The 26,439-nt window shown below is 37.8% G+C and carries 21 protein-coding genes; 17 read left to right on the forward strand and 4 right to left on the reverse strand.

Features of this window, described 5'->3' with window-relative positions; all coding sequences use genetic code 11:
• Positions 1–665, forward strand: a 665-nt coding sequence (locus B3I52_RS01050; RefSeq protein ID WP_293297582.1) for a hypothetical protein, incomplete at its 5' end; no start/stop codon positions are given.
• 137 nt (positions 666–802) lie between these two features.
• Here B3I52_RS01050 and B3I52_RS01055 read toward each other — a convergent pair.
• Positions 803–1,858, reverse strand: a complete 1,056-nt coding sequence (locus tag B3I52_RS01055; protein WP_293297585.1) for a hypothetical protein — start codon at positions 1,856–1,858, stop codon at positions 803–805.
• A 153-nt stretch (positions 1,859–2,011) separates the two neighbouring features.
• Positions 2,012–3,808, reverse strand: a complete 1,797-nt coding sequence (locus tag B3I52_RS01060; protein WP_293297588.1) for an ATP-dependent nuclease — start codon at positions 3,806–3,808, stop codon at positions 2,012–2,014.
• Between the two features lie 549 nt (positions 3,809–4,357).
• Here B3I52_RS01060 and B3I52_RS01065 point away from each other — a divergent pair.
• The 16 genes from B3I52_RS01065 (at position 4,358) to B3I52_RS01140 (ending at position 24,244) form a co-directional block, all read left to right on the forward strand.
• Positions 4,358–5,086, forward strand: coding sequence for a TlpA family protein disulfide reductase (locus tag B3I52_RS01065; RefSeq protein ID WP_293297591.1), 729 nt, complete (start codon positions 4,358–4,360; stop codon positions 5,084–5,086).
• Positions 5,087–5,382: 296 nt separating this feature from the next.
• Positions 5,383–5,841, forward strand: coding sequence for a helix-turn-helix domain-containing protein (locus tag B3I52_RS01070; RefSeq protein ID WP_293297594.1), 459 nt, complete (start codon positions 5,383–5,385; stop codon positions 5,839–5,841).
• 1,131 nt (positions 5,842–6,972) lie between these two features.
• Entirely contained in the window at positions 6,973–7,869 is an 897-nt protein-coding gene (locus B3I52_RS01075) for a branched-chain amino acid transaminase (protein WP_349678668.1), read from the forward strand.
• Between the two features lie 205 nt (positions 7,870–8,074).
• On the forward strand, positions 8,075–9,754 hold the full coding sequence (gene ilvD / locus B3I52_RS01080) for a dihydroxy-acid dehydratase (RefSeq protein WP_293297597.1): 1,680 nt from the start codon (positions 8,075–8,077) through the stop codon (positions 9,752–9,754).
• A gap of 57 nt (positions 9,755–9,811) precedes the next feature.
• On the forward strand, positions 9,812–11,554 hold the full coding sequence (gene ilvB, locus B3I52_RS01085; protein WP_293297599.1) for a biosynthetic-type acetolactate synthase large subunit: 1,743 nt from the start codon (positions 9,812–9,814) through the stop codon (positions 11,552–11,554).
• A 99-nt stretch (positions 11,555–11,653) separates the two neighbouring features.
• Positions 11,654–12,289 (forward strand): acetolactate synthase small subunit, encoded by a 636-nt coding sequence (ilvN, locus tag B3I52_RS01090; protein ID WP_293297602.1) that lies wholly within the window; start codon positions 11,654–11,656, stop codon positions 12,287–12,289.
• A 386-nt stretch (positions 12,290–12,675) separates the two neighbouring features.
• Complete coding sequence (gene ilvC, locus B3I52_RS01095; protein ID WP_293297604.1) at positions 12,676–14,157, forward strand: ketol-acid reductoisomerase; 1,482 nt, start codon at positions 12,676–12,678, stop codon at positions 14,155–14,157.
• 171 nt (positions 14,158–14,328) lie between these two features.
• The gene (leuC, locus tag B3I52_RS01100) at positions 14,329–15,732 is read left to right on the forward strand and encodes a 3-isopropylmalate dehydratase large subunit (RefSeq protein WP_293297606.1); all 1,404 of its coding nucleotides are present in this window, start codon (positions 14,329–14,331) and stop codon (positions 15,730–15,732) included.
• Between the two features lie 84 nt (positions 15,733–15,816).
• Positions 15,817–16,110 (forward strand): antibiotic biosynthesis monooxygenase family protein, encoded by a 294-nt coding sequence (locus B3I52_RS01105; protein ID WP_293297609.1) that lies wholly within the window; start codon positions 15,817–15,819, stop codon positions 16,108–16,110.
• Positions 16,111–16,182: 72 nt separating this feature from the next.
• Positions 16,183–16,944 (forward strand): class I SAM-dependent methyltransferase, encoded by a 762-nt coding sequence (locus B3I52_RS01110; protein ID WP_293297612.1) that lies wholly within the window; start codon positions 16,183–16,185, stop codon positions 16,942–16,944.
• A gap of 77 nt (positions 16,945–17,021) precedes the next feature.
• On the forward strand, positions 17,022–17,627 hold the full coding sequence (gene leuD, locus B3I52_RS01115) for a 3-isopropylmalate dehydratase small subunit (protein WP_293297614.1): 606 nt from the start codon (positions 17,022–17,024) through the stop codon (positions 17,625–17,627).
• 49 nt (positions 17,628–17,676) lie between these two features.
• On the forward strand, positions 17,677–19,152 hold the full coding sequence (locus tag B3I52_RS01120; protein ID WP_293297616.1) for an ATP-binding cassette domain-containing protein: 1,476 nt from the start codon (positions 17,677–17,679) through the stop codon (positions 19,150–19,152).
• Positions 19,153–19,339: 187 nt separating this feature from the next.
• Positions 19,340–20,413: a 3-isopropylmalate dehydrogenase gene (leuB, locus tag B3I52_RS01125; protein ID WP_293297619.1), complete on the forward strand. Its 1,074-nt coding sequence runs from the start codon at positions 19,340–19,342 to the stop codon at positions 20,411–20,413.
• 88 nt (positions 20,414–20,501) lie between these two features.
• A complete protein-coding gene (locus tag B3I52_RS01130; RefSeq protein ID WP_293297621.1) occupies positions 20,502–21,674 on the forward strand; it encodes a 2-isopropylmalate synthase in 1,173 nt (390 codons plus the stop codon).
• Positions 21,675–22,107: 433 nt separating this feature from the next.
• A complete protein-coding gene (ilvA, locus tag B3I52_RS01135; protein WP_293297624.1) occupies positions 22,108–23,358 on the forward strand; it encodes a threonine ammonia-lyase IlvA in 1,251 nt (416 codons plus the stop codon).
• Positions 23,359–23,827: 469 nt separating this feature from the next.
• Positions 23,828–24,244: a hypothetical protein gene (locus tag B3I52_RS01140; protein WP_293297627.1), complete on the forward strand. Its 417-nt coding sequence runs from the start codon at positions 23,828–23,830 to the stop codon at positions 24,242–24,244.
• A gap of 7 nt (positions 24,245–24,251) precedes the next feature.
• On the opposite strand, the gene B3I52_RS01145 is transcribed toward B3I52_RS01140, so the two are convergent.
• Together B3I52_RS01145 and B3I52_RS01150 are read right to left on the reverse strand one after the other, a co-directional pair.
• On the reverse strand, positions 24,252–25,244 hold the full coding sequence (locus B3I52_RS01145; RefSeq protein WP_293297630.1) for an ABC transporter ATP-binding protein: 993 nt from the start codon (positions 25,242–25,244) through the stop codon (positions 24,252–24,254).
• 196 nt (positions 25,245–25,440) lie between these two features.
• On the reverse strand, positions 25,441–26,253 hold the full coding sequence (locus tag B3I52_RS01150) for an outer membrane beta-barrel protein (protein ID WP_293297632.1): 813 nt from the start codon (positions 26,251–26,253) through the stop codon (positions 25,441–25,443).
• Positions 26,254–26,439 lie beyond the last annotated feature (186 nt).

Consider the following 26,439-nt stretch of genomic DNA (forward strand, 5'->3'; position numbering starts at 1 on the left):
TATTAATCGAGTTCAGGTTAATAGCTACCCGACACCAAGAAAATGGTCTATGTACCTCAGATGCCCTTTATCAAATTATCGAAAAAATATCGCCGGATGTAATTTTTGAGGAAATTCCACCTAGCAAGTTTGAGGCTGTGTATAAGGGATTGCGTCAAGACTCTTTAGAAACGCGAACAATCAAAAGATACTTGAGTAGATATCCTGCAACCCATTTTCCAGTGGATGCAGAAACAGATGAAATAACAGATAAATTTATTAAGAACGACTACAGAGTTATGGTAAACCTTTTCGTAAACTATAGCATAGAATATAGGGATTTATGCATAAAACGTCAACTTTCTTCTGAAGAGAAAGGATTCAGTTACTTAAATAGCAATGAATGGACATATTTATCCAAACGTATAGATATACTAGAGGAACAAATAGTAAATAGTTTAAACAACGATACATTAAATCAACGTTATAAAGAGTGGCTAAATGTACTTGATATTCGAAATGATGAGATGATTCGAAATATCTATAAGTGCGTTAAGTTCAATGAATGTAAAAACGGATTGTTCCTCGTTGGTGTTGAACACAGAAGACAAATAATTGATAAAATACACTTATTGGAAAAACATAGCCATTCGAAAATCAATTGGAATTTCAATTATTTTAATTGATTATTAATCTCATTACAGTCTTTATTTGAAATATTTAATTAGCCCTCCAGTTTACAGTTTGTTTTATGGCTAATAGTACTGTTGCTCAATAGAAATACCTCAGCTTAAATTTAATAAAAAGTTTCGATCTAAGCCGTTTAGCCTCCTTTTTGCAATACTTTGTTACCTGTATTTTTTACTTTTTCTAATTCTATTCGTTTTTCTTCTTCAAGTTCGAGTTTTGTAATTCTTTCATTTAAAATTCTTGAAGTTTTAGCAATGTCATTTAAAGTATCAGTTATGCTTCTGCCTTCAAGTTGCGTTACTGTCTCCTTAAAGACAGAATAGTACGCTTCTAAAGTATTAAATGTTTGTTCGTTATTAATCTTTAGTTTTTGTAAAATTGCTAAGTCTCCAATTTTTTGAATTCCATCTAGGTCAAGGATTTCAGGTCGTCTTCTTTTAAGAAACTCAACAACATCGTCATATTCTTTCCAACTTTCAACAATTTGTATATTTTGCAAATAATCTTTTAAAATCTCCTCAATTTCTTGACGTTCATTACGAGGACAACAAATTACTTTTATCGCACTATGAGGAAATATCATCCCTTCTGGACTAGAGTATCTCCATTCACGTTCCCACATAAAACCTTGAGACGACTTATCTTCTAATAATGGAAATAGCAGAGGTTTTATTTTCGCAAGGCTTTGGGAAAAATCAACTGTTTTATGTTCCTTATCTGTAATTTTCAGATCACCCGATTCTATTTTATTGCAAAGTCTTAACAGAGCACTGTTAGTTTCACTGTCTAAATAAACTACAGGCCTAACGTCGTTTTCTTTAATAAGGTTATGTTTAGCGAAACCAATTCCGAACTGTTGGTCAAGCTGCCATCGTCTGAAACTTCTATAACGAAAGAAGTCGATAGCAAACAACGGTGACTCTGTAAAACAGACAACCGGTGAATTATAATATTTGTGATTACCGTCAAATGTGGGAATAACACTCTTCAAATAGCCACTTTCTTCTTTAATTATTACACCATTTGGTGCATTGTCGCCCTTCAGAATACTAATTAATTCATTTCTACCTGTCATGTGAACCAAAAAAGGTGAGAAGTCAGGCTTTTCAATTGAAGTTAACTGGAAAGTTGGTGTTGAAATTTGATAATCCTTCCAAGTTATTCCAGATTCAGGTCCTTGTAATGGCATAGTTCTAAAATAATAGGTAACGTTTTCGGGCTTTGCGTTCTGGCGGGTTTCGGAGAACAAAGCTTCAATTTATTACTAAAGTTCATTGGGAGCAGTTAACTAAAAATTTGTACGTCAGCCCGCCTGACGCAAAACCCGTATTATGGGCTGGGCTTATTTTACTTCAATTTTTTCGTAACCATCAACAAAAGTTTTTAATTCTTCAATTTTACTCCAACATATCACATTTTCGGTTGATATTTTGCCAGAAATAATTTCTTGGAGCAATTTTTTTATGGCTATGTAAAATTCAGCATCCTTTAATTTTTCCATTGCATTTTCAGGTTTGCCTGAAGAAAGGTTTTCATTAAAATTCGCAAATTCAAAATTTATTAACGAAGCATATACTCTTGAATAAATTGACATATTCGCTTCAATTTTGCTATTATTTGTCCATGCTGGATTTACAATTTCAATTTCCTCAATATATTTTTTTCCTTGAGAATCTTTTTTTGTTTGCCGTCTTTTAGTTTTTGGAGTGTCGGTATCATGTAAAACAAAATATTGTTTTTTGAAATGATTCAAAATTTTCATTAAAGAAGAAATTTGTACTTTACCTCGTGCTCTAATTACTAAAATGTCTGCAAATTCTTCATTTCCATTTTCCTTTTCTTTTTCCTTTATAAAATTAAATGCGTTGTATTCAGTATCACCTTCAACAAGTATAACTTTTCCTCCAAAGAAAAATTCTAAAACATATGGATCAATAAGATTAAGAAACTTAATATTTTCTTTTTCGTCAGTAGTTAGTTGTACTTCTTCGGCTCTATAAAGTGTAGTTGTTTCTATTTTTTCTTCGTTAAATTTTTCGATTCTTACAATTGTTGTATGGTCTTTTGAGAGGTCAATGAAGTTTGGTGAATGAGTTGTTAACATTACTTGCCAAATGTTATTTTCTGGCAAACTGTATAATACATTACAAGCTTCCCTGATTGCGGATGGGTGCAAGCTAATTTCTGGCTCATCCATTAATAATATATGGCTGTCTGTTGATTTTACGGCTTCATACTTTTTACCTTTTGGAGCAGACTTTGCTTCAAATCCCATTTCTGCAAGTTTTTTAAGAATCGCCCAAAGAATGGTTCTTCTAGCTCCACTACCGTGATTTAGTAACGGATAAAGTCTTTCTCCTTCTCCGAACTTTATACTAACATCTTTTGGGTCAAATATCTGAAAAGGATCACTTTTTAATGCCTCATCTATAGAAAAAATAAACTTATGGTTAGGTATGATTTTGTCTATTATTGTTGTTATGTCTTTTGAAATTTTTTCAACTTCAGTTTCGCTGGCAGTCATAAATTCCTTTTTTAAGCTTTCAAATTTCCCGATTAGTGAAGGGAAATCATCGGTTTGTTTAGTAGGCTTAAAAAGTTTGACCTTTTCTTCAAGAAGTGTATTTATTAAATCTTTAACGGCTTCAGATTGAACTTCAGGAGAATCGAAAGTGCTTACTCTGTGTGGGCTTGGTCTTTTTGAACCCGCAACATTATCTGTTGCCCAAGGCATTCTTGGTTTGTCTGCTTCAGTAGCCCATCTATTAGCGTCCACACGATATCCGACACGTTCTGGCTTATCTGCAACTTTTTTCCAAGTCCATTTTTCTTTTACGAGAAAAGTGTCATTCTCAAAAGGTTCACACCATTGTTCTATTTTTGGAGCAGTATCCTTATCAACAATTGTGATAATTTCCACTTCAGGTAAATGATCTTCGTCAATTACACAATTATGAAAATCTTCTAAAGTTAATTTTTCCGATTTGACTGCATTTTCGTACGCTTTTAGTATTGTACTTTTTCCCGCATTATTTGCTCCGACTAAAATTACTATATCATTTAATTCAACTTCAACATCATTTTTGATTGCTCGAAAATTTCGAACAATCATTTTTTTTAGTTTAGGATATTTACTCATTAAAATTTATTTGCGTAGTTTGTACTATACAACTCCAATCAAAATAGGCCGTATCTGTGTAATTCAACTTACTTACCACTCTAAAGCTTTACGAAATGTAATTGAAAGAATTGAGCGCTTAAGTTTAACTAAATTAGCAGATTGTATCATTAAATGCAAATGCCTTTGCTCACCGCCTGCGAACGGAGTCCATGTGTCAAAGAGAAAGTGCGCAGCATGCCTTTGACTATGTTTTACACAAGCGTAGCGCAGCATGGATGATTGCGCAGGTGAACTGAAAAGCACACTCAGTTCTGTTTAAAAAAAGACAGAACGAACGTTAAAGCACCAGACCTACAACTAGTCCAAGCCTTTCCACTTGTTAGGCAGCAAATGAGTGAAAGACTTGGTTCAGGGAGTGTAATTATTTCTTCTGGACGTCATAAATTACTAAAGAAAAGAGCTGCACTCCTTACCATAAATAAGCATTAACAGGTTTTGAATTAATCGATTAGCGTTTGACAATCCAAAGTTTTTTATAGTATATTTAGTGCAACAAACTGTTTAACTATGAAAAAGATTTTTTTGTTGTTGATCTTCTGGGCGAGCGTAGGTTTTCTTTATGCACAAACTACTACTAAAACAAATAGGCCAGACGAAAATACTATTGTTAAAGATGATGCAGGCAATGTTTACCAATACGCCATATGGCAAAAGTTATTGCAAACAGGAGAATATGCCATAAGATCTGTTAAAGTTGTGGGAGAGGAAAATGCTACATTTTTACTTTACAGAATGAGTGAAGAAGAGAAAGCGGAGAAGAAAAGAAAAAAGGAAGCGTATGCAGCAACGCTTCCTAAGCCAAGAACAAGCGGCGTTTTTATAGATGGCAAAAAGTTTTCTTTTGATAAAATGAAGACTTTAGACGGCTTAAAGTTCGACTTTAAAAAAGATACGGGCAAAGTGGTGGTTTTTAATTTTTGGTTTATCAATTGCCCGCCATGCAAGCATGAAATACCAGAACTAAACGATTTGGCAGAAAAATACAAAGAGCATAAAAATGTCGTATTTGTTGCCATTGCGCTAGACGACGAAGTGGCTTTAAAAAACTTCTTAAGGTTTTCGCCATTTAATTACAATATCATTCCTAATGGCAGGTTCTATGCAGAAAAACATGGCGTGAAGTCTTATCCAACCCACCTAGTAGTAGGAAAAGATGGTTTGATTAAATTTAGCACCATAGGCCTAGCAACCAATACCGTTTTTTGGATAGATAAAACCATTAGCGAGCAATTATAAGCAACTTAAATCTCCTCATTTGGTACAAGTCTTATAGATGTAACTGCTGTGTTTACGCGGTTTGCTTTGCATTATACTGCGCTATAAAGCACAAGTCGGGTCTTTGTGCTAAGACTTGTAATAATGAAGTGCAGAATTCACTTCTATTTCATTGGTTTCAATTTATAATCCTACTTTAAACCCTTACAAACATCATTTATTAAAATAATTGTATCTTTAGCCAATAGCAGCAACTTAAAAGGTTTTACAATGCTATAAAATAGTTTAGGGCTCCTAACGATGTAAATGGCACAATAATGAATATCGCATTTCAAGAAGAAAAAATACATGAAGGAAAAAACCTAAAGCGTATTCGTGAAATTATAGGTTTAAAACAAGAAGCATTAGGCGCCAAATGCCCAGCAAATTACTCGCAACAACGCATCTCCGAGTTTGAAAACCAGTGGTCTATCGATGAACCAACACTTCAAGAACTAGCCAAAGCGTTAGGAGTAAACATCGAATTTATTCGTTCTTTTAATGAAGAAAAAGCCATTTACAACATACAAAACAACAGCAATACCTATAATGGCCATGCCAAAGACCATAGTCATTCGCAACATTACCAACCAAACATAAACTATCAAGAGAATAAACAAATAGCCGATCTTTTAGAAAAACTGATAGAAGATGACAAAACTAAAAGTCAGGCTATCTTAGATTTAACTAAAATTATTTCAGATTTAGCAGAAGAAGTAAGAAAGCTTAGAAAATAATCTAATACCCAACATTACAACTCCTCTTAAAAAACAAGGTCTCCATACTGGAAAACAGCAATACATAAACAATACCGACATAAACTCATCTTCCTTTTCCTCATCATATATCGCACTGCTGTATTTGACGTGAATTATGGGGCTTTTAGATTAGGAAATTATCTCAAGCCCCAGTAAAAACCGTTAAATTAGCTTAAAATCGGTCTTGTTCTTTGCGGTAGCGTTGTAATTGCTGTAGTAATAGCTTCAAAGCAAAGGGCGCAACTTGTACCTATTAATCGGTAGCCGAGAGTTTATCAGCAAAGCTGATGAGCTCAGCAAACTTCGGTTTTGGGTGCTTTTGGGGAAGCATGCATGAGAGCAAAAGAAAATAATAAAACCAATCGAATAAAAGTACCTGCCAATGCCCGGCATAGCTTGCACCGATACATCGGTAAGGGCAGGAAAGACCATGTGTACGACTAAGATGTTATTTTTCAGTAAAAAATATCCATAATTCACGTTATTTACAATACTGAATTTCGGCAACAAGCCCAATTTAGATTTTAGGTTTGTAAGGGCTACGGAAGGTTTTCAAAAAGTACTTTATCAGTTGTTTTTTTTCAAACTATTTCCCAACACCCCTCACTTTTACGCAGAAATTCGTCAAAATTACAATGCAAGCATAACATCTATACCGAATACCAATTTCATATTTGGTCTATCTTATACCATATTCCAACAGACAAACACCGCATTAAACAAAACAATAACTCTAAAAACAAACAAAAAACAAAATTATATTCTAAATAAAATATTTTCATTTTACCTATTGCTATTTTTTGAACCAAATACTAAATTGGTATTTATAAAAACACGTAAAAACCCAACCCTTTAATTCGCATGAATTTAGTTGCCACATACAAAGTAAACAATAGCGTCAATTTCAATGTGACACTACTACTTCGTGTACTGCTATATAAACAATGCAAGGGTTCGTTATAAATTATATAATATGTCTAAAAAGCGTCCCTTTCTTCAAAAAATGGGGCGCTTTTTTTAAATAAAATAACCGTCATGGTTGCTGTAATCATGACACCTATCTCGTTAGTACGGGAGCTTCATTACCAATGAAGCCAACATAAATAAAAAATGAAAATGAATTATTACAATTCGAACACAGTAATTTATCTAAATGGCCAATTTGTAAAAGCCAACGAAGCGAAAACCGATTTATACGGCCAGTCGCTACATTATGGCTTTGCAGCTTTCGAGGGCATTAGGGCTTACAAAACCCACAATGCCACGCGTATTTTTAAGGCCAGAGAGCATTTTGAGCGCTTAAAACGTTCGTGCGAATTAACGGGCATTCCATTTACCTGGAATGTTGAAGACTTAATTAGACAAACTTACAAACTGCTCGAACTAAATAATTTAAAAGACGCCTACATCCGTCCGTTGGTTTTTAGCGAACCACAAATGACTTTGGTAGCTCCAGAAAAAACCGCAATTATGATTTGCGCATGGGAATGGGCAGCTTACCTTGGCGACAGGCAGCTAAAGGTCTGCATTTCCCCTTTTGAGCGTCCAAATCCGAAATCGATAAAGATTGAGGCTAAAATTAGCGGCAACTATGTAAACTCTATTTTGGCCACTACCGATGCTAAAAATAATGGTTTCGACGAAGCGCTTTTATTAGATGCAAAAGGCCTAGTAGCCGAAGCTCCGGGAGCAAACGTCTTTATCGAAAAGAACGGAAAGTTATACACCCCAGCAAAAGGCAACATTTTACCCGGCATTACCAGAGCTACCATTATAGAGCTTTGCAAGGTACTAGACATCGAAGTAATTGAAAAAGAGATTACGGTAGAATTTATAAAAGAAGCAGATGGCGCATTTTTTTGCGGCACAGCGGTAGAAGTGGTAGGCATCCATACCATAGACGAAACCGTTTACAGACAAAGATGGAGAGATAGTATTGGTGCTACTTTACAACGAGCCTATAAAAATCTCGTATTAGAAAAAGTAAATTATGAAGTGATCATTTAATTTCTCTTCTTGATAATTTGTTAGTATGTTTGGGTTCGAAAAAGAACAACATGCTTTTAAACACAGTCATTATTAACAACATTATCCTAATTCCTCATCAGGGGGAAGGCCATCGTTGTATATAATGAAAAAGATACTATAGCGAAACCGCCTCCCAAAAAGAGGCGGTTTTTTTTTGAATTGAACAGAACAAACAACAATACAAATGGAATTAAATAAATACAGTAAGACCTTTACGCAAGACCCTACACAACCCGCAGCACAAGCCATGCTTTACGGAATTGGTTTAACCGATGCCGATATGGAAAAAGCCCAAGTGGGCATTGCCAGCATGGGCTACGATGGCAATACCTGCAACATGCACCTCAACGATTTAGCTCAAATTGTAAAAAAAGGTGTCTGGAACAACGATTTAGTAGGTCTTACTTTTAATACCATTGGTGTAAGCGATGGCATGAGCAACGGAACCGAAGGCATGCGTTACTCGTTGGTTAGTCGTGATGTAATTGCCGACAGTATTGAAACCATTTGTGGTGGCCAATATTACGATGGTGTAATTGCCATTCCGGGCTGTGATAAAAATATGCCAGGGGCCATTATGGCAATGGCACGCTTAGACCGTCCTTCAATTATGGTTTATGGTGGCACAATTGCTCCGGGGCATTACAAAGGCGAAGAATTGAACATCGTATCTGCTTTCGAAGCCTTGGGCCAAAAAATCTGTGGTAACTTATCAGATGAAGATTACCAAGGCATCATTAAACATACTTGCCCAGGTGCTGGTGCTTGTGGTGGCATGTACACGGCAAATACCATGGCTTCGGCAATTGAGGCTTTGGGCATGAGCCTACCTTACTCTTCTTCGAACCCAGCCGTGAGCGATGAAAAGAAAAACGAGTGCTTAGACGCTGGAAAATACATTAAAATCTTATTAGAAAAAGACATTAAACCTTCTGATATCATGACGAGAAAAGCATTTGAAAATGCTATCCGTTTAATTATCATTTTAGGTGGTAGCACAAATGCCGTACTGCACTTTATTGCTATTGGGAAAGCCATTGGTGTAGAAATTACTCAAGACGATTTCCAACGCATGAGTGACATCACCCCAGTGTTGTCTGACTTCAAGCCAAGTGGAAAGTATTTGATGCAAGATCTTCAACAATATGGTGGCACGCCAGCAGTAATGAAATATTTGTTAAATGAAGGTTTACTACATGGTGACTGCTTAACAGTAACAGGAAAAACAGTTGCTGAAAACTTAGCCGATGTTAAATCGATTATCGATTACGATCAAAAGATTGTACAAAGATTAGAAGAGCCGTTTAAAGCTACTGGTCACTTACAAATTTTGTACGGAAACCTAGCAGAAAAAGGTTCTGTAGCGAAAATCTCTGGTAAAGAAGGTGAAAGATTTGAAGGTCCGGCTCGTGTATTTGATGGAGAAAAAGATTTAGTAGCTGGAATTTCTTCAGGGAGAATTAAGCCAGGTGATGTCGTGGTAATTAAAAACGAAGGTCCTGTTGGTGCACCAGGAATGCCTGAAATGTTGAAACCTACCTCATTAATCATTGGTGCAGGTTTGGGAAAATCTATCGCATTAATTACTGATGGCCGTTTCTCTGGTGGCACACACGGCTTTGTAGTAGGCCATATTACACCAGAAGCTTACAAAGGCGGCTTAATTGGCTTAGTAGAAGATGATGACATTATTGAAATTGATGCCGTAAACAATAAAATTAACTTAAAAGTTAGTGATGAAGTGATTGCCGAGCGTAGAGCGAAATGGCAACAGCCAAAACTGAAAGTCAGCAAGGGCGTATTATTCAAATATGCCAAAACAGTAAGCGATGCTGCTGGAGGTTGTGTAACTGACGAAGCTTAACCTTTAGCCCAAAAAATTAATCCAAACCGAAAACTTCCATTCATAAAACATAAAACCATGGAAACCTTACAAGATACAGCTACAAAAAAGGCAACAACAAGCTCCCCTACCTTTAAAGGTTCGGGTTCGCAAATGTTGTTAAATGCACTTATTGAGGAAGGCGTAAGCACCATTTTTGGCTACCCAGGCGGTGCAATTATGCCTATTTACGATGCACTTTACGATTACGCAGATCAACTAGAACATATTTTGGTACGCCACGAGCAAGGCGGCATTCATGCGGCCCAAGGTTATGCCCGCACCAGCGGAAAAGTTGGTGTTGCTTTTGCCACCAGCGGCCCAGGCGCTACTAATTTGGTAACTGGTTTAGCCGATGCGCAAATTGACAGTACGCCTTTAGTTTGTATTACCGGACAAGTATTTGCGCACCTTTTGGGTACAGATGCTTTCCAAGAAACCGATGTAATTAACATTACCACGCCAGTAACCAAATGGAACTACCAAATTACTGACGCCAAAGAAATACCCGAAGTATTAGCAAAAGCTTTTTACATTGCTAGAAGTGGCAGACCAGGCCCAGTTTTGATTGACATTACCAAAAATGCGCAATTGCAAATCGAAGAGTTTGAAGCTTACACAAAATGCAACCACATCCGTAGTTACAGGCCTAAGCCCAAAGTACGGGTAGCGCTTATTGAAGAAGCTGCAAAATTGATTAACAGTGCTCAAAAACCTTTTGTATTGTTTGGTCAGGGGGTGATTTTAGGAAATGCAGAAAAAGAATTTAAAGCATTTATTGAGAAAACTGGTATTCCTGCTGCCTGGACTATCATGGGCGAAGGCGCTATACCAACAGACCACCCACTAAACGTAGGCATGTTGGGCATGCACGGCAATTACGGGCCAAACGTATTAACCAACGAAGCAGATGTAATTATTGCTATTGGGATGCGTTTTGATGACCGCGTAACTGGTCGTTTAGATAAATACGCCAAACAAGCCAAGATTGTTCACTTAGATATTGACCCTGCTGAAATAGATAAAAACGTAAAAGCCGAAGTTGGAGTTTGGGGCGACTGTAAAGAAACTCTTCCAATTTTAACAAATTTCGTAAAAGAAAGTAAGCACGAAGCTTGGGTTGCGCTGTTTAGAGATTACAACCAACAGGAAATAGATCAAGTAATTACACCAGAGTTATACCCTACTGGAGAAGAAATGACCATGGGCGAAGTACTACGTACGTTAAACGAGCTTACTGGTGGCGATGCGGTAATTGTAACCGACGTTGGTCAGCACCAAATGGTAGCTTGCCGCTATGCAAAATTTAACAAAACCCGTAGCAACGTTACTTCTGGTGGTTTGGGCACCATGGGCTTTGGTTTGCCAGCAGCTATTGGCGCTAAATACGGTGCGCCAGAGCGTACGGTTGTAGCCATTATTGGCGACGGTGGTTTTCAAATGACCCCACAGGAATTGGGTACCATTATGCAGTTCGGTGCAGCGGTGAAAATCTTGATTTTAAACAACCAGTTCTTAGGCATGGTACGCCAATGGCAACAGTTATTCCACGATAAACGCTATTCGTTTGTGAACATTACCAGCCCTGATTTTGTAGCCTTGGCTAAGTCGTACTACATTGAGGCTAGCAAGGTTGACCAAAGAGCTGAACTTAAGAAAGCATTGGAGACCATGATTAACCACAAAGGCTCGTACCTTTTAGAAGTAATGGTAGGTAAAGAAAATAACGTTTTCCCAATGGTACCACAAGGTTGCAGCGTAAGCGAAATTAGATTAAAATAATTAAGATAAAAGAGCAAAGAATAAGGAGCAAAGATAAAAGACCAAAGACGAAAGTCCTTCATCTTTATTCCTTGTTCCTTAATCCTTAATCCCATAAAAATGAGTAACGACACCATAAAATATACACCTAGCGACACCTCTTACGAAGGTAAGCAAGACTTCACCATTACAGTTTATGCTGAAGACAGGGTTGGTTTATTGAACCGTATTTCGATTATATTTTCGAAAAGAAAAATTAATATCGACAGTTTAAATACTTCTCCATCGGAAATTGCGGGCATACACCGCTTTACCATTTTAATTAACGAAAGTTACGAAGTGGTAAGGAAATTAGCCCGTCAGATTGAGAAGCAAGTTGAGGTACTAAAAGTGTACTTTAACACAGACAGCGAAGTAATTTGGCAAGAACTGGCACTTTACAAGGTTTCTACAGAAGAGATTACCGAGAAAGTAACGGTAGAGCGTTTATTGAGACAGTACGGTGCAACAGCGGTGGTAATCCGTAAAGATTATACTGTTTTTTCGGTAACTGGCCATAAAGAAGAAACCGATGCTTTGGTAAAAGCACTGGAGCCTTACGAACTGATTGAATTTGTGCGTTCGGCAAGGGTAGCAATTATTAAGGATAGCGCTGGTTTCCACGAAAAGCTGAAAGAATTTGAAGCTGATGAACCAGGTGAAGAGCGTGTAGAAAACGAGTTCTTGGATAAGGGCGAGAAGATTTTTACGATGTAGAAGGAAGTTGTAAGTTTTAGGTATTACGTTATACGTTACTTTACAAGACGTATAACTTCAAACGTATAACCTACAACCGTTAAAAACTAAACCCGATTGAAGCGGAAATATCCCGATTTAAGCATAGCAGGTTGTTATTTTCAATTGTATGCTTGCTTGTTTCACAGGTTTCATCGGGAATTAGAGCAAAAAGCGGGACAGCAATAACCGAAGAGCAAAGAACCATGCTTTACAAGAATAAAGAGCAAGGATTAAAGAGCAAAGACGAATAGTATAATATCGGTGAAATCACAACATCTGTGTGATCAAACCGAAGGAAAAAATAAAAACATAAACAATAAATCCGTAGATGCGCAAAATGTGTATCACAAAAACTAAATAGAAAAATGGCAAATTATTTTAACACCTTACCACTTAGAGAAAAATTAAACCAATTAGGCGTATGTGATTTCATGGCCAACGATGAGTTTTTAGATGGCGTAAACGCCCTAAAAGGTAAAAAACTGGTAGTTGTAGGTTGTGGCGCACAAGGTTTAAACCAAGGTTTAAATTTAAGAGATAGTGGTTTGGATGTTTCTTATGCATTGCGTAAGGAAGCTATCGAGCAAAAAAGAGATAGCTGGAAAAATGCGACCGACAATAATTTTAAAGTGGGCACTTACGAAGAGCTAATTCCTACGGCTGACGTGGTGATTAACCTTACCCCAGATAAACAACACACAGCTGTAGTAAATGCAGTTATGCCCCTAATGAAACAAGGTGCTACCCTACTTTACTCTCACGGTTTTAACATTGTTGAAGAAGGCATGCAAGTACGTAAAGACTTAACGGTAATTATGGTAGCGCCTAAATGCCCTGGTTCGGAGGTTAGAGCCGAGTATTTGAGAGGTTTTGGTGTGCCTACGTTAATTGCTGTACACCCAGAAAACGATCCTGAAGGTAAAGGTTTGGCACAAGCTAAAGCTTACTGCGTGGGTACTGGTGGCCACAGAGCTGGCGTTTTAAAATCGTCTTTCGTGGCTGAGGTAAAATCTGACTTAATGGGCGAGCAAACTATTTTGTGTGGCTTGTTGCAAACGGGTTCTATTCTTTCTTTCGACAAAATGATTGAAAAAGGAATTGACGCTGGTTATGCTTCTAAATTGGTACAATATGGTGTTGAGGTAATTACCGAAGCCTTGAAACACGGTGGCGTAAGCGGTATGATGGATCGTTTGAGCAATGTGGCTAAAGTAAAAGCTTTCAAAATTTCTGAGGAATTGAAAGACATCATGCGTCCGTTGTTCCAAAAGCACCAAGACGATATCATGAGCGGCGAGTTCTCAAGCACCATGATGGCTGACTGGGCTAATGGCGATGCTAATTTATTGAAATGGAGAGCTGAAACTGGTGAAACCGCTTTCGAAAAAACACCTGCTGGTGATGTGAAAATTAGCGAGCAAGAATACTTTGACAACTATACTCTAATGGTGGCTTTCGTAAGAGCTGGTGTTGAATTGGCTTTCGAAACAATGGTTGAGGCTGGTATTAAACCAGAAAGTGCTTACTACGAGTCGCTACACGAAACGCCACTAATTGCTAATACCATTGCCCGTAAGAAATTGTTCGAAATGAACCGTGTAATTTCTGATACGGCAGAATACGGCTGCTACTTATTTGACCAAGCTTGTAAGCCTTTATTAACTGATTTTATGAAAACTGTTGATACTGATTTAGTAGGCAAAAACTTTAACGAAGGTAAAGATGGTTCGGTTGATAACGCTGAATTAGTTGCAATCAACGAGATTTTACGTGAACACCAAGTAGAAGTGGTAGGTAGAAAATTACGTAAAGCAATGACTGCAATGAAGTCGATTAAGACGGCATAACCCCTAAATTCTCCCGAATAATCGGGACAGGCTCTAAAGGGAAATTTGGTAATGCTTTACGCAAATTCGTAGTGAAATTTACATTTTTGCTACAAACAAAATAAACTCTATACTAGCCCTCCCTTTTAGGGGAGGGCTGGGAGGGGTTAACTAAAAACAATTTATAACAAGATGTCTAAAACATTAGTAGAAAAAATATGGGATGCCCACGTAGTAAAGCGTGAAGAAGGCTTTCCCGATATTTTATACATTGATACGCATTTAATTCACGAGGTTACTTCGCCTCAGGCTTTTGACGGCTTAAGAAAACGTGGCATAGGGCTTTTCCGCCCGAAACAAACGGTAGCTACTGCCGACCATAACGTTCCTACTTTAGACCAACATTTGCCTATCAAAGAAGAACTTTCGAGATATCAGGTAGATATGTTGACCAAGAACTGTACTGAATTTGGCGTAGAACTTTACGGTTTAGGCCATCCTTTTCAAGGTATTGTACACGTAATTGGCCCAGAATTGGGCATTACCTTACCAGGAAAAACCATGGTTTGTGGCGATAGCCATACCTCAACACATGGTGCTTTTGGTGCTATTGCTTTTGGTATCGGCACTTCGCAGGTAGAGCAGGTTTTTGCAACACAATGCCTGCAACAAAGCAAGCCTAAAACCATGAAAATTGAAGTTAACGGCAAGTTAGGTAAAGGTGTTGGTGCTAAAGACATTATCCTTTACATCATCTCTAAAATTTCTGCAGCTGGTGGTACGGGCTACTTTGTAGAATTTGCAGGTTCGGCTATCCGTTCGTTAAGCATGGAAGCTCGTATGACGGTTTGCAACATGAGTATCGAAATGGGTGCTCGTGGTGGTTTAATTGCTCCAGATGAAACTACTTTTGAATATATTAAAGGCAGAGAGTTTGCACCAAAAGGCGAGAAATGGGACGAGGCTTTAGCTTACTGGAAAACTTTGTACAGCGATGCTGATGCGAAATTTGATAGCGTGCTAACTTTCGATGCTGCTGACATTGCGCCAATGATTACGTATGGTACCAATCCTGGAATGGGTATCGGCATTGCCGACCATATTCCAGCAACTGCTGCTCAACCTGAAACCGAGCAAGTATCGTACAAAAAAGCTTTAGCCTATATGGGCTTTGCCGATGAGGAAAGTTTATTGGGCAAACCTGTAGATTATGTTTTTATTGGTAGCTGTACCAACTCTCGTATTGAAGATTTACGTGCCGTTGCCGAGTTTGTAAAAGACAAACAGAAAGCAGATAACGTAGAAGTTTGGATTGTTCCGGGATCTAAGCAAGTAGAGGCAAAAGCAAAGGCAGAAGGTATTGATAAAGTATTCGAAGCGGCTGGTTTCCAATTACGCGAACCGGGTTGCTCGGCTTGTTTAGGAATGAACGAGGATAAAATCCCAGCAGGAAAATATTGCGTTTCTACCTCGAATAGAAATTTTGAAGGCCGCCAAGGACCAAACGCAAGAACAATGCTAGCAAGTCCATTAACGGCTGCTGCTGCTGCTGTGACCGGTAAAATTACAGATGTAAGGGAGTTGTTGGAAGCTTAGGGATTAGGGGTCAGTGGTCAGTTAGATACATTGAAGTCTAATCCAAAAAACTAACCAACTAAAAAACCAACCAACAATTAAAATATGATTTTAGAAGTTGCCATATTAAATGTAATCCCAAACCTAACTGCAGAGTTTGAAATAGCTTTTGCTAAAGCAGAGCGAATTATTGCCAGCATGGAAGGTTACATTTCGCATCAGCTTCAAAAATGTATTGAAGATCCTGCCAAATATATCCTCTTGGTGAATTGGACAGATTTAGAAGCGCATATAGTAGGGTTTAGAGGCTCTGCCCAATATCAGGAATGGAAAGCTTTACTGCATCATTTTTATGATCCATTTCCAACAGTAGAGCACTATGAAAAGGTAAAAGGATAAAGGAATAAAGAGCAAGGATTAACGACTAAATTCTAAAAAACTAACCAACAAAACAACTAAAAAACGAGCATTATGCCAGAAATACATTGGGACAGCAAGCTTTACAACGAACAACATCATTTCGTATCTGATTACGGAGCGGACGTTTTGCAATGGCTTAATGCCAAAGCAGGCGAAAATATTTTAGATATTGGTTGTGGAACTGGAGATTTAGCAGCTAAAATACAGGAAATCGGGGCAACAGTTTTAGGTATAGATGCTTCTGCCGATATGGTTGAACTAGCTAAGCAGAGCTATCCCGCTATACACTTTGAGCAAAAAGATGCGGCTGCTTTAGATTACAACCGTGAGTTCGATGCCGTATTTAGCAACGCTACTTTCCATTGGGTTGAAAACCAAAAAGGATTATTGCGTGGCATTTACAAAAGTTTGAAACACGGCGGACGTTTAGTAGCCGAATTTGGAGGCAAAGGAAATATCAAATCTATTATCGATGCGATAGAAGATGCCGCCAAACAATTACACTTTGAACACAGGGTAATTTCCAACTTTTGGTTTTTCCCTTCCATTAGTCATTATGCTACTTTGTTAGAATCTACAGGTTTCGAAGCAGCGCAAATTTGGCTGTTCGACAGGCCAACCAAGTTAGTTGGTGAAGACGGCATGCTCAAGTGGATCAATCAGTTTGCGCAGCATGCCTTTGTAAACCTTAATGAGGAAGAAGCTAAAGCAGTAACAGATTTAGCCGTAAGCATTCTAAAACCAACACATTTTAAAGATGGTGAATGGACTGCGGATTATAGAAGATTGAGAATAAAAGCGATTAAAAAGTAACCCCAAACCCCTAAAGGGGCTTTTGGAAGAAGTAAAAAATATTAACAGAAAATTTCCCCTTTAGGGGATTAAGGGGTATGAAAAAATTTGAAACATTAAGTTCATCGGTTGTACCATTATCGATTGAAAATATAGACACCGATCAAATTATTCCGGCGAGGTTTTTAAAAGCCACCACCCGCGAAGGTTTTGGCGAAAACCTTTTCCGCGATTGGCGTTACAATAGCGACAATACGCCTAAAGCAGATTTCGTACTGAACGACCTAACTTACAGTGGAAAAGTATTGGTTGCGGGTAAAAACTTTGGTTGTGGCAGTAGCAGAGAGCATGCCGCTTGGGCCATTCAAGACGCAGGTTTTGACGTAGTGATAAGTAGTTTCTTTGCTGATATTTTTAAAGGCAATGCACTAAACAACGGCTTGTTGCCCATCCAAGTAAGCGAAGGATTTTTAGCTGCAATTTTTGCGCAAGTTGCTAAAGATGCCAACTCGACATTAACTGTAAATTTAGAAGAACAAACCGTTACCATTGAGGCAACAGGCGCTAAAGAAAATTTCGAAATCAATCCTTACAAAAAGTCTTGTTTAATTAACGGTTACGATGACATTGATTTTGTTCGCAGCCAAACAGATTTGATTGAAACCTACGAGCAAAATAGAGTGTATCAACCTAAAATATTGTAGTTAACACTAAAAAGTGACACCCGAAGACTTTATACTTTCGACTTAAGAAATGAGTAACCCAATAGTCCAAATTTCCAACTTTAACTTAAAATACGGTAACAAAACCGTGTTAACGGATTTGGAATGGACTATCCAAAAGGGAGAAAACTGGCTCTTATCTGGCACTAGCGGAAGTGGAAAAACCGCTTTATTAAAAGCAATTGCTGGTATAGAAAAAAGTACGGAAGATATTGTCGTCAGCTTTAACGAGCAAAGCGATACCAAATCCGTCTGCCAATACATTGCCCAATGGTATCAATTCAAAAATGTAGAAGGCGTTGCCAATTTTTATTACCAACAGCGCTACAATGTACAACAAGTACAAGATACCTTAACTGTTAATGCCGAATTAGCGCATTACGCCAAAGAAAACAATCTTATTTTAGCCCAAGCAGAGCCGATTTTAGAAGCGCTAGGTTTTGCAGCTCTTAAAAATGCGCAACTTATTGAGCTATCAAGTGGCGAACATAAAAAGTTGCAATTGGTCAAAGCTTTATGGTTAAAACCGCAACTATTGCTACTAGACCAGCCTTACACCGGTTTAGATATTCAATCTCGCCAAAACCTTAATAACTTGTTAGATGAGATAACCTATAACGGTGTTCAAATCATCTTGGTTAGTAATGAAACCGAAATTCCAGCTTGCATTAACAGGTTTGGCGAAATAGTTGACGGACAATTAGAGGAACATTTCACTTTTTGCACCAGAAACGAAATCGTACTTAAAGATCGTCCTATTCCCGAATTTTTACACCAAGCACCGCCATCAAGCAACGAGGTGCTAATTAAAATTGTTGATGTTAACATCAGCTACGGCGAAAAGCAAGTACTCAAAAACGTAAACTGGGAAATTAAGGCAGGCGAAAAATGGTTATTGCAAGGCCACAATGGCTCTGGAAAATCAACCTTGTTAAGCTTAATTAACGGCGATCATCCACAGGCTTACGCCAATGAAATTTATCTTTTTGGCAACAAACGTGGTTCGGGCGAAAGCATTTGGGACATTAAACAGCACATAGGCTTAATTTCTCCAGAATTACATTGGTACTTCGATTTTAATGCTACGGTTTGGCAAAGCATCGCCTCTGGCTTTTTTGATAGTATTGGCCTGTACAAAGAAATTGGCTGGCATAAACGTACACAGGTTGATGAACTCATCGAGTATTTCGGCTTAACCGCCAATAAAAACGACTTGCTATCAGCTTTGCCATTAGGCAAACAACGTTTGGTTTTATTGGCCAGAACAGTAATTAAAAACCCAGAATTATTGGTATTGGATGAGCCTTGCCAAGGTTTAGACGCATACCAAACGCTTCAGTTTAACACCTTAATTGACGGTTTGTGCACCACTAACAGAACCTTAATTTACGTTTCGCACAGCGACGACCAATTACCCAAAAACTTAACACATCAGCTTTTGCTGAACAAAGGCGAGGTAATACTTAATGATATTTATACACAGAAAGAAGAATTAGAAAGCGTGTAGCAGAACCCTTAAATAACCCGTCATTTCGAACGAGGGACGAGGAGAAATCCTATGCCCAATTTCTTGATGCTAGATTTCTCCCTAAGGTCGAAATGACGAAATAGTAATAAACAATACGCTCAAAATATAGACACAATGAAAAACGGCGCAGCCCTCTTGAATGCCGTTAAGAAATATAAAAGAATAAATGAAGAAAAACATATTAGTAATACCTGGCGATGGCATTGGCCAAGAAGTAACCCAATGGGGAAAAGCAGCCCTTGAGCAAGTAGCTAAAAACTTTGGTCACGAATTTACCTTTGATGAAGCATTAATGGGACATGCCGCCATTGAAGTAACTGGTAATCCATTACCTGACGAGACCTTAGCAAAAGCACGTAAAAGCGATGCCATTTTATTTGGCGCCATTGGGCATGCCATGTACGACAACGACCCATCGTTAAAAGTTAGACCAGAACAAGGCTTACTAAAAATCAGAAAAGAATTGGGCTTATATGCTAACCTACGCCCAATCTTGTTGTTTGATGAATTGCTAGAAGCATCAAGCATTAAAGCACATATTTTAAAAGGCACTGACATTTTATTCTTTAGAGAATTAACAGGCGATGTTTATTTCGGAGAAAAGAACCGTTCGGAAGATAGAAATACTGCTTCAGATTTGATGATTTACCACCGATACGAAGTAGAACGCATTGCACACAAAGCTTTTCAAGCGGCACAACAACGTAGTAAAAAATTATGTTCGGTAGATAAAGCAAACGTTTTAGAAAGCTCTCGTTTATGGCGTGAAACCGTACAAGAAATTGCCAAGCAATATCCAGATGTAGAAACCGAACATATGTTTATCGACAATGCAGCAATGCAGTTGATTAAAAATCCGAAGAAGTTTGATGTGGTATTAACTGCTAACCTTTTTGGAGATATCCTTACCGACGAAGCTTCGCAAATTGCAGGTTCAATGGGTATGTTAGCCTCTGCTTCTGTGGGTGATGGCGTTGGTTTCTACGAGCCAATCCATGGTTCGGCACACGATATTGCAGGTAAAAACTTAGCCAATCCATTAGCCTCTATCCTATCTGCTGCCTTAATGTTAGAAATCAGCTTCGGCTTAACAGAAGAAGCAAAAACTTTAGTAAACGCAGTTGATCAAGCTTTAAAAGACGGTTATAGAACTGGTGATATCGCCGATAAAACTACTGACAGGGCTAAAGTATTGGGCACTCAAGAAATGGGAAATAAAGTTTTGAGTTTAATAAAATAAAGAGATAAAATTAAAAAAGTTAGCAACCTAGAGTAAAGAAGTAAGCAGGCTTTTGCCTTTTGAATTTTTACTTTTTAATTTAAGTATTATGTTACACGATCCGAATAGAGTACACATTTTTGACACCACCTTGCGTGATGGCGAGCAAGTGCCAGGCTGCCAGTTAAGCACTCCTCAAAAAATTGAAATCGCAAAATCGTTGGAGCTACTAGGCGTAGATGTGATTGAAGCAGGTTTCCCTGTTTCTAGCCCTGGCGATTTTAATAGCGTAATTGAACTTTCTAAAGCCGTTAATGACCCTATTATTTGCGCTTTAACCAGAGCTAATAAAAATGATATCGATGTAGCTGCAGATGCTTTGCGCTATGCAAAAAGACCTCGTATCCATACTGGTATTGGTGCTTCTGATATGCACATTAAAACTAAATTTAACAGTACTAGAGAAGAAATTTTAGAACGTGCCATTGAGGCTGTAAAATATGCTAAAAAGTATGTAGAGGATGTGGAGTTTTATGCAGAAGATGCTGGCCGTGCCGATATTGAATATTTAGCCAAAATGATTGAGGCTGTAATTGCTGCTGGTGCTACGGTAGTAAACATTCCAGACACTAACGGTTATTGTTTACCAGACCAATACGGCTCTAAAATTCTTTACTTAAAAGAGAACGTAAAAAACATTGATCAAGCTATTATTTCTTGTCACTGCCACAACGATTTAGGTTTGGCTACAGCTAACTCTATTGCTGGTTTACAGAACGGTGCCCGTCAGGTAGAATGTACCATTAACGGTATTGGCGAACGTGCTGGTAACACTTCCATGGAAGAAGTGGTCATGATTTTGAAAACGCACAAAACCCTAGGGCTACATACCAACATCAACACCCAAGGTATTTACGAAATCAGTCATCAAGTGCGCAGCCAAATGAACATGCCTGTACAACCTAACAAAGCTATTGTTGGCGCCAATGCATTTGCGCACAGCTCGGGCATTCACCAAGATGGTTTCTTAAAAAACCGTGAAAACTACGAAATTATTAGACCTGAAGATGTAGGTTTCCCAGATGCAACCATTGTATTAACGGCAAGAAGCGGCAGACATGCGTTAAAACATCACTTAGATAGATTAGGCCACAGCTTAGATAAAGAGCAATTGGCTGTAGTTTATACTGCATTTTTAAACTTAGCTGATAGGAAACAGGGCATCAACGATGATGATTTAAACCAATTAATGACTTTGCATTTAGCCACTAAGTTGGGTTAATTTTTCCCATCATCATTCCTGCTTAGGCGGGAAGCTTAAAGCGGTGACGAGGTAAAAAACTATAATAAGGGTGGTAGAATTTCATTTCCTCCCCCTGCCCCCTCGGAGAGGGGGATATACAATTTGCTTAACTGACATGTGTCCACCGCTGGAGGGGGAATTAAAGGGGGAGGTTTTTTAATATTTCTTCTACCTTAAATTAACTAAACCTGATAGTAGTGAAAAGTTTTTTTGTTAGCAAAAACAATCGTTGAGTGCCATGCTGAGTTTATCGAAGCATCTGTAACCGATGAAAATTCTTCGACAGGCTCAGGATGACAGACCGACAAAAAAACTTACAACGCATAGCAGGGCTACGGTAACCGATGGAAAACTAAAACTGCTTTTCAAAAAATAAATTATAAAAAATAAAATCCCCTTTAGGGGTTTGGGCATGGAAACAACAACAGCATATACTTTCGATTTTGAACAAGCATTTGCAACCTTGCAAGGGGTTGTAAAAAGAACTCCACTAGAGTTTAATGCAGGGCTTTCTTTAAAATACAATGCAAATATTTATTTAAAGAGAGAAGATCTACAAATTGTACGTTCGTATAAACTACGTGGTGCTTACAACAAAATAAGTGGCTTAACTGCCGACCAATTAAAAAATGGCGTAGTATGCGCTAGTGCAGGCAACCACGCACAAGGTGTAGCTTATTCTTGCAAGAAACTAGGTATTAAAGGGGTTATTTTTATGCCAGAGATTACGCCCAAACAAAAAATAAAGCAGGTAAACATGTTTGGTGGCGACAACATTGAAGTTGTTTTAGTTGGTGATACTTTTGACGATTGTTTAAAGGAAGCTTTAGCTTACAGCGAACAAAAATATGCCACTTTTATTCCGCCTTTTGACGATGAAAAAGTAATTGAAGGACAAGCTACCGTGATGATGGAAATTTATCAGGACTTACCCGATTTGGATGCCATTATTGTTCCGGTTGGCGGCGGCGGTCTTGCCTCTGGTGTAACGGCTTACCTGCAAACCGTAAAACCTAGCGTTAAGGTTTTTGGTGTAGAGCCTATGGGTGCACCATCATTAAGTGAAGCTTTAAAAAATGGGGGACCCGTTACGGTAGAAAATATTGAACGTTTTGTAGATGGCGCTGCTGTGAAAAGAATGGGTTGGCTTACCTACAAATATTGCAGTGATTTGTTAAGTTCTACCTATTTAATTCCAGAAGGACAGGTTTGTACCACCATTTTAAAACTATATAACGAAGATGCGATAGTAGTTGAACCTGCTGGTGCTTTGTCGGTAGCTGCATTAGAACAGGTAAAAGACCAAATTGTTGGTAAAACGGTAGTATGTGTGGTTAGTGGTGGTAATAACGACATTGAGCGTATGCAGGAAATCAAAGAAAAGTCTTTACTTTTCGAAGGATTGAAGCATTATTTTATTGTTCGTTTTCCGCAGCGCCCAGGAGCTTTAAAGTTGTTTGTAAACGAGGTTTTAGGACCACAAGACGATATTACCCGCTTTGAGTTTATTAAAAAAACAAACAAAGAAAACGGCCCTGCTTTGGTAGGTATCGAATTAGCAAACAAAGAAGATTATGCTGGTATTTTACAGCGCTTAAAAGAATTTAAGTTTGATGTAATAGAGCTGAACCAAGATGCAACCTTGTTTGAGTATTTGGTTTAAAAGTTAGCCACAAATACACAGATTAATCTTAAACCATCTGTGCATCTGTGGCGAACAAAGAAACTTTTCCATACTTTTTATATTTATGTAGGTAGGAGGCAATTTATTGTCTCCTATTTTATTTTACAAGAGCTTCGCTTTCCAAAAAACTGTGCAATTGGATAGCAGAAATTCTCAAAAACAGAAATTTTAACGAACTATATTCTTGTTACAATACGATAAAAAAACTGCTTCAAATAGCGAAAAACAAAACTTCCGACACTTTGTTTATTATTTTTTTACTTGGACAACAACTTTTATATGTTTTTGGCAACCGTTTTGATATATGCTTAACAACACACCAATAAAATTGAATTGAAATATCCTTTGCACAAGAGGAGTTTCGCAAAACAATTAAACCAATACCAAATGAAACCATCATGATTTATTCATGATAGCTTCATAACCTTTAAAAGCAAACTCACACACAATGAAAAAATTCACTCTACTCCTACTCTGCGTTGCCACACTAGGTTTGGTATCATGCCAGAAAGACACTTACATTACACAAGAGTTAAAAGCAAAAACTTATAACTACGAAATTAGGCCATCTGATTGGAAAATTAATCCAAATGGCAGCTATACAGCAACATGGCTTAACAAAAAATTTGATGGTATAACTTTAGAAGATGAAGGTGTAATGGTTTATTTCGAACACCCAGTTACACCTAGCAGCTTTATTCAACTACCCTACACATTTAATTATAGTGCCTATAGTTATGAGCTCTTTAATGGAGGAATTAGCTTTGATGTACAGGACACTAACAATCTATCTAATAGTATAGCTCCAAATTATAAAATATTAGTAAAAGTTGTAGTGGTTCCGTCAGAATACGAACCGAACTAACGCATTTTTAAAATTCTAAAAAACGGCCAATGTTTACATAAACTTGGTCGTTTTTTTTATGCTCACCACTGTTTAACTGTAAGGCTCTAATGTGTACGCCATTTCTCTCCAATAGCAGCTCATCATAAAAACCTTTATAGTAAATATCTCTTACATTAAATTTTTTTGCCGACCAACTTGCTTTTAGCTCTACCCATTCTGGATAAAAACAAACCTGCTCTTTAGTAACTTTCAAATCTAATTGTTGTGCTTCTTTTTTAGACAGCACTACCGCGTTGCCTAACATTTTTGCAGTATAGGTGCTGCTTGGCTCATTATAAACCCCTCTAGGTTTGCCTTCTTGCAACAACTTTCCTTCTTTTAAAATCACCAACCGATCTGCCATAAACAAGCCATCGGTAGCATCATGAGAAACCATAATGATGGTTAAGCCAGTATCTTTAGCTAAGCGTTTAATATCAGCTCTCAGTTGGTTTTTCAGGATAGCATCAACCTGCGAAAAAGGTTCGTCTAACAGCAGCACTTTTGTATCACTCACCAAAGCCTTGGCAATGGCTACACGTTGTTGTTCGCCACCACTTAATTCAATAATTCGCTTATTCTTTAGCGGTGTAATTCGAAGGTGTTCCATCACTTCCAAAGTCTTCTGCTGTTTTAAAGCTACGTTGGTATTAGAAAGCTGCGAAGCAATGTTCTCATAAACTTTAGCGTAGATATTTAGTGAAAAATCTTGCGTCACCATCTTCATTTCAGCATGACCAGGAATGAGTTGTTCATCGGGGCCTTTTACACGGTTACCGTTAAAAATGATTTCACCTTCATCAACCTTTAATAAGCCATAAATAGATTTTAACAAGGTTGATTTGCCACTACCGCTCTCTCCAATAACGGCTACTATCTCGCCTTTATTAATATCGAAACTGATATTGGAAACACCCGATAATTGCTCGGCTTGATGCTGCTTGGTTAAATGCTGTATGCTTAAAATTTGTTCGCTCACGGTATAAAGATAAGGCTTTTGATTTACGATTTTAGATTTACGAAGTACGATTATTGCACATGTAAGCAATGAACAAATGAACTAAGCTGACTAAAAACAAAAAATCCTGCCTCTTTTTACAGAAACAGGATTGGCTTTATTTGTGGGTTGTATGTGTTCGACTTAGCTTTCAGCTTTAGTCTTTATGCTTTTAGCTTTAATTCAATCCAAATGTTAAACCAAACGACATATTTTTAAGTCCTTTCTGAGCATCGGTATCAAACATATCGTTAGCGTAATATTTAGCAAACAAGCCTAAACCTCCGTACCCAACTCTAACTGTACCACCATAACGAAATGGGGTGAAATGATAATCATCGTTAACTTTTACTTTGCCGTACTTCTCGCTAATCTGTTTTACTTTTCCATCTAATAAGAAAGCTACCTCTGGCCCAAATACAAACCTAAAGCGTTTGCCATGATTGTTTTCTTTTGTTCTTAATTCAAAGTTTAAAGGAAAGTGTACATAACTGGCAGAGAAACGGTTTTTGCTAAAAGTAGCGTCGGTAATTACATCGTAGTCTAGAATAGGTGCATTTTTCTTGATGGTAATATTTTGGTCTAATCGAATATGTGTCCAATCGAAACCTCCCGCTAAATAAACTTTAAAGTGGCTATTAAACCTATAGCCCATCTGCAAGATATCGAAAGATACGGTGCTTGTTTTCCAAGGTTTATAGTCTAAAAAATTGTTCGCTGCCGATAAAGATAAACTACCATTATCTACCAATTTTGTTAAACCAATGTCTAAACGGGTAAAGGTAACACCTCCAATAAAACGGCCTTTATTTTGATCTACCTTACCGGTACTATCTTTTTTCTCGCCAATAGCAATCCCTACGCCATAGTTAATTTCGAACTTTTTGCGTTTAACACTATCCTTAACATTTTCGTCTTGTGCTTTTAAGCTTCCTGCTGCCAGAAAAGTAAGTACACTTACCATTACTGCTTTTAAAATTAGATGTTTCATTTGTGTGTTTGTGTTTAATATTGTTGTAAGGTTAAAATGTTGCAATGTTGGAAAGTTTATGCTGTCAATCCTGCAAATACTAAAATCCTGCTCCTATTTGTTTTATATTCTTACGAGGTTAAAAGGTTGCAACGTTGGAAAGTTTATCTTGTCAATCCTGCAAATCCTAAAATCCTGCTCTTATTT

It is taken from the genome of Pedobacter sp. UBA4863 (assembly GCF_002399615.1).
GTDB lineage: Bacteria > Bacteroidota > Bacteroidia > Sphingobacteriales > Sphingobacteriaceae > Pedobacter.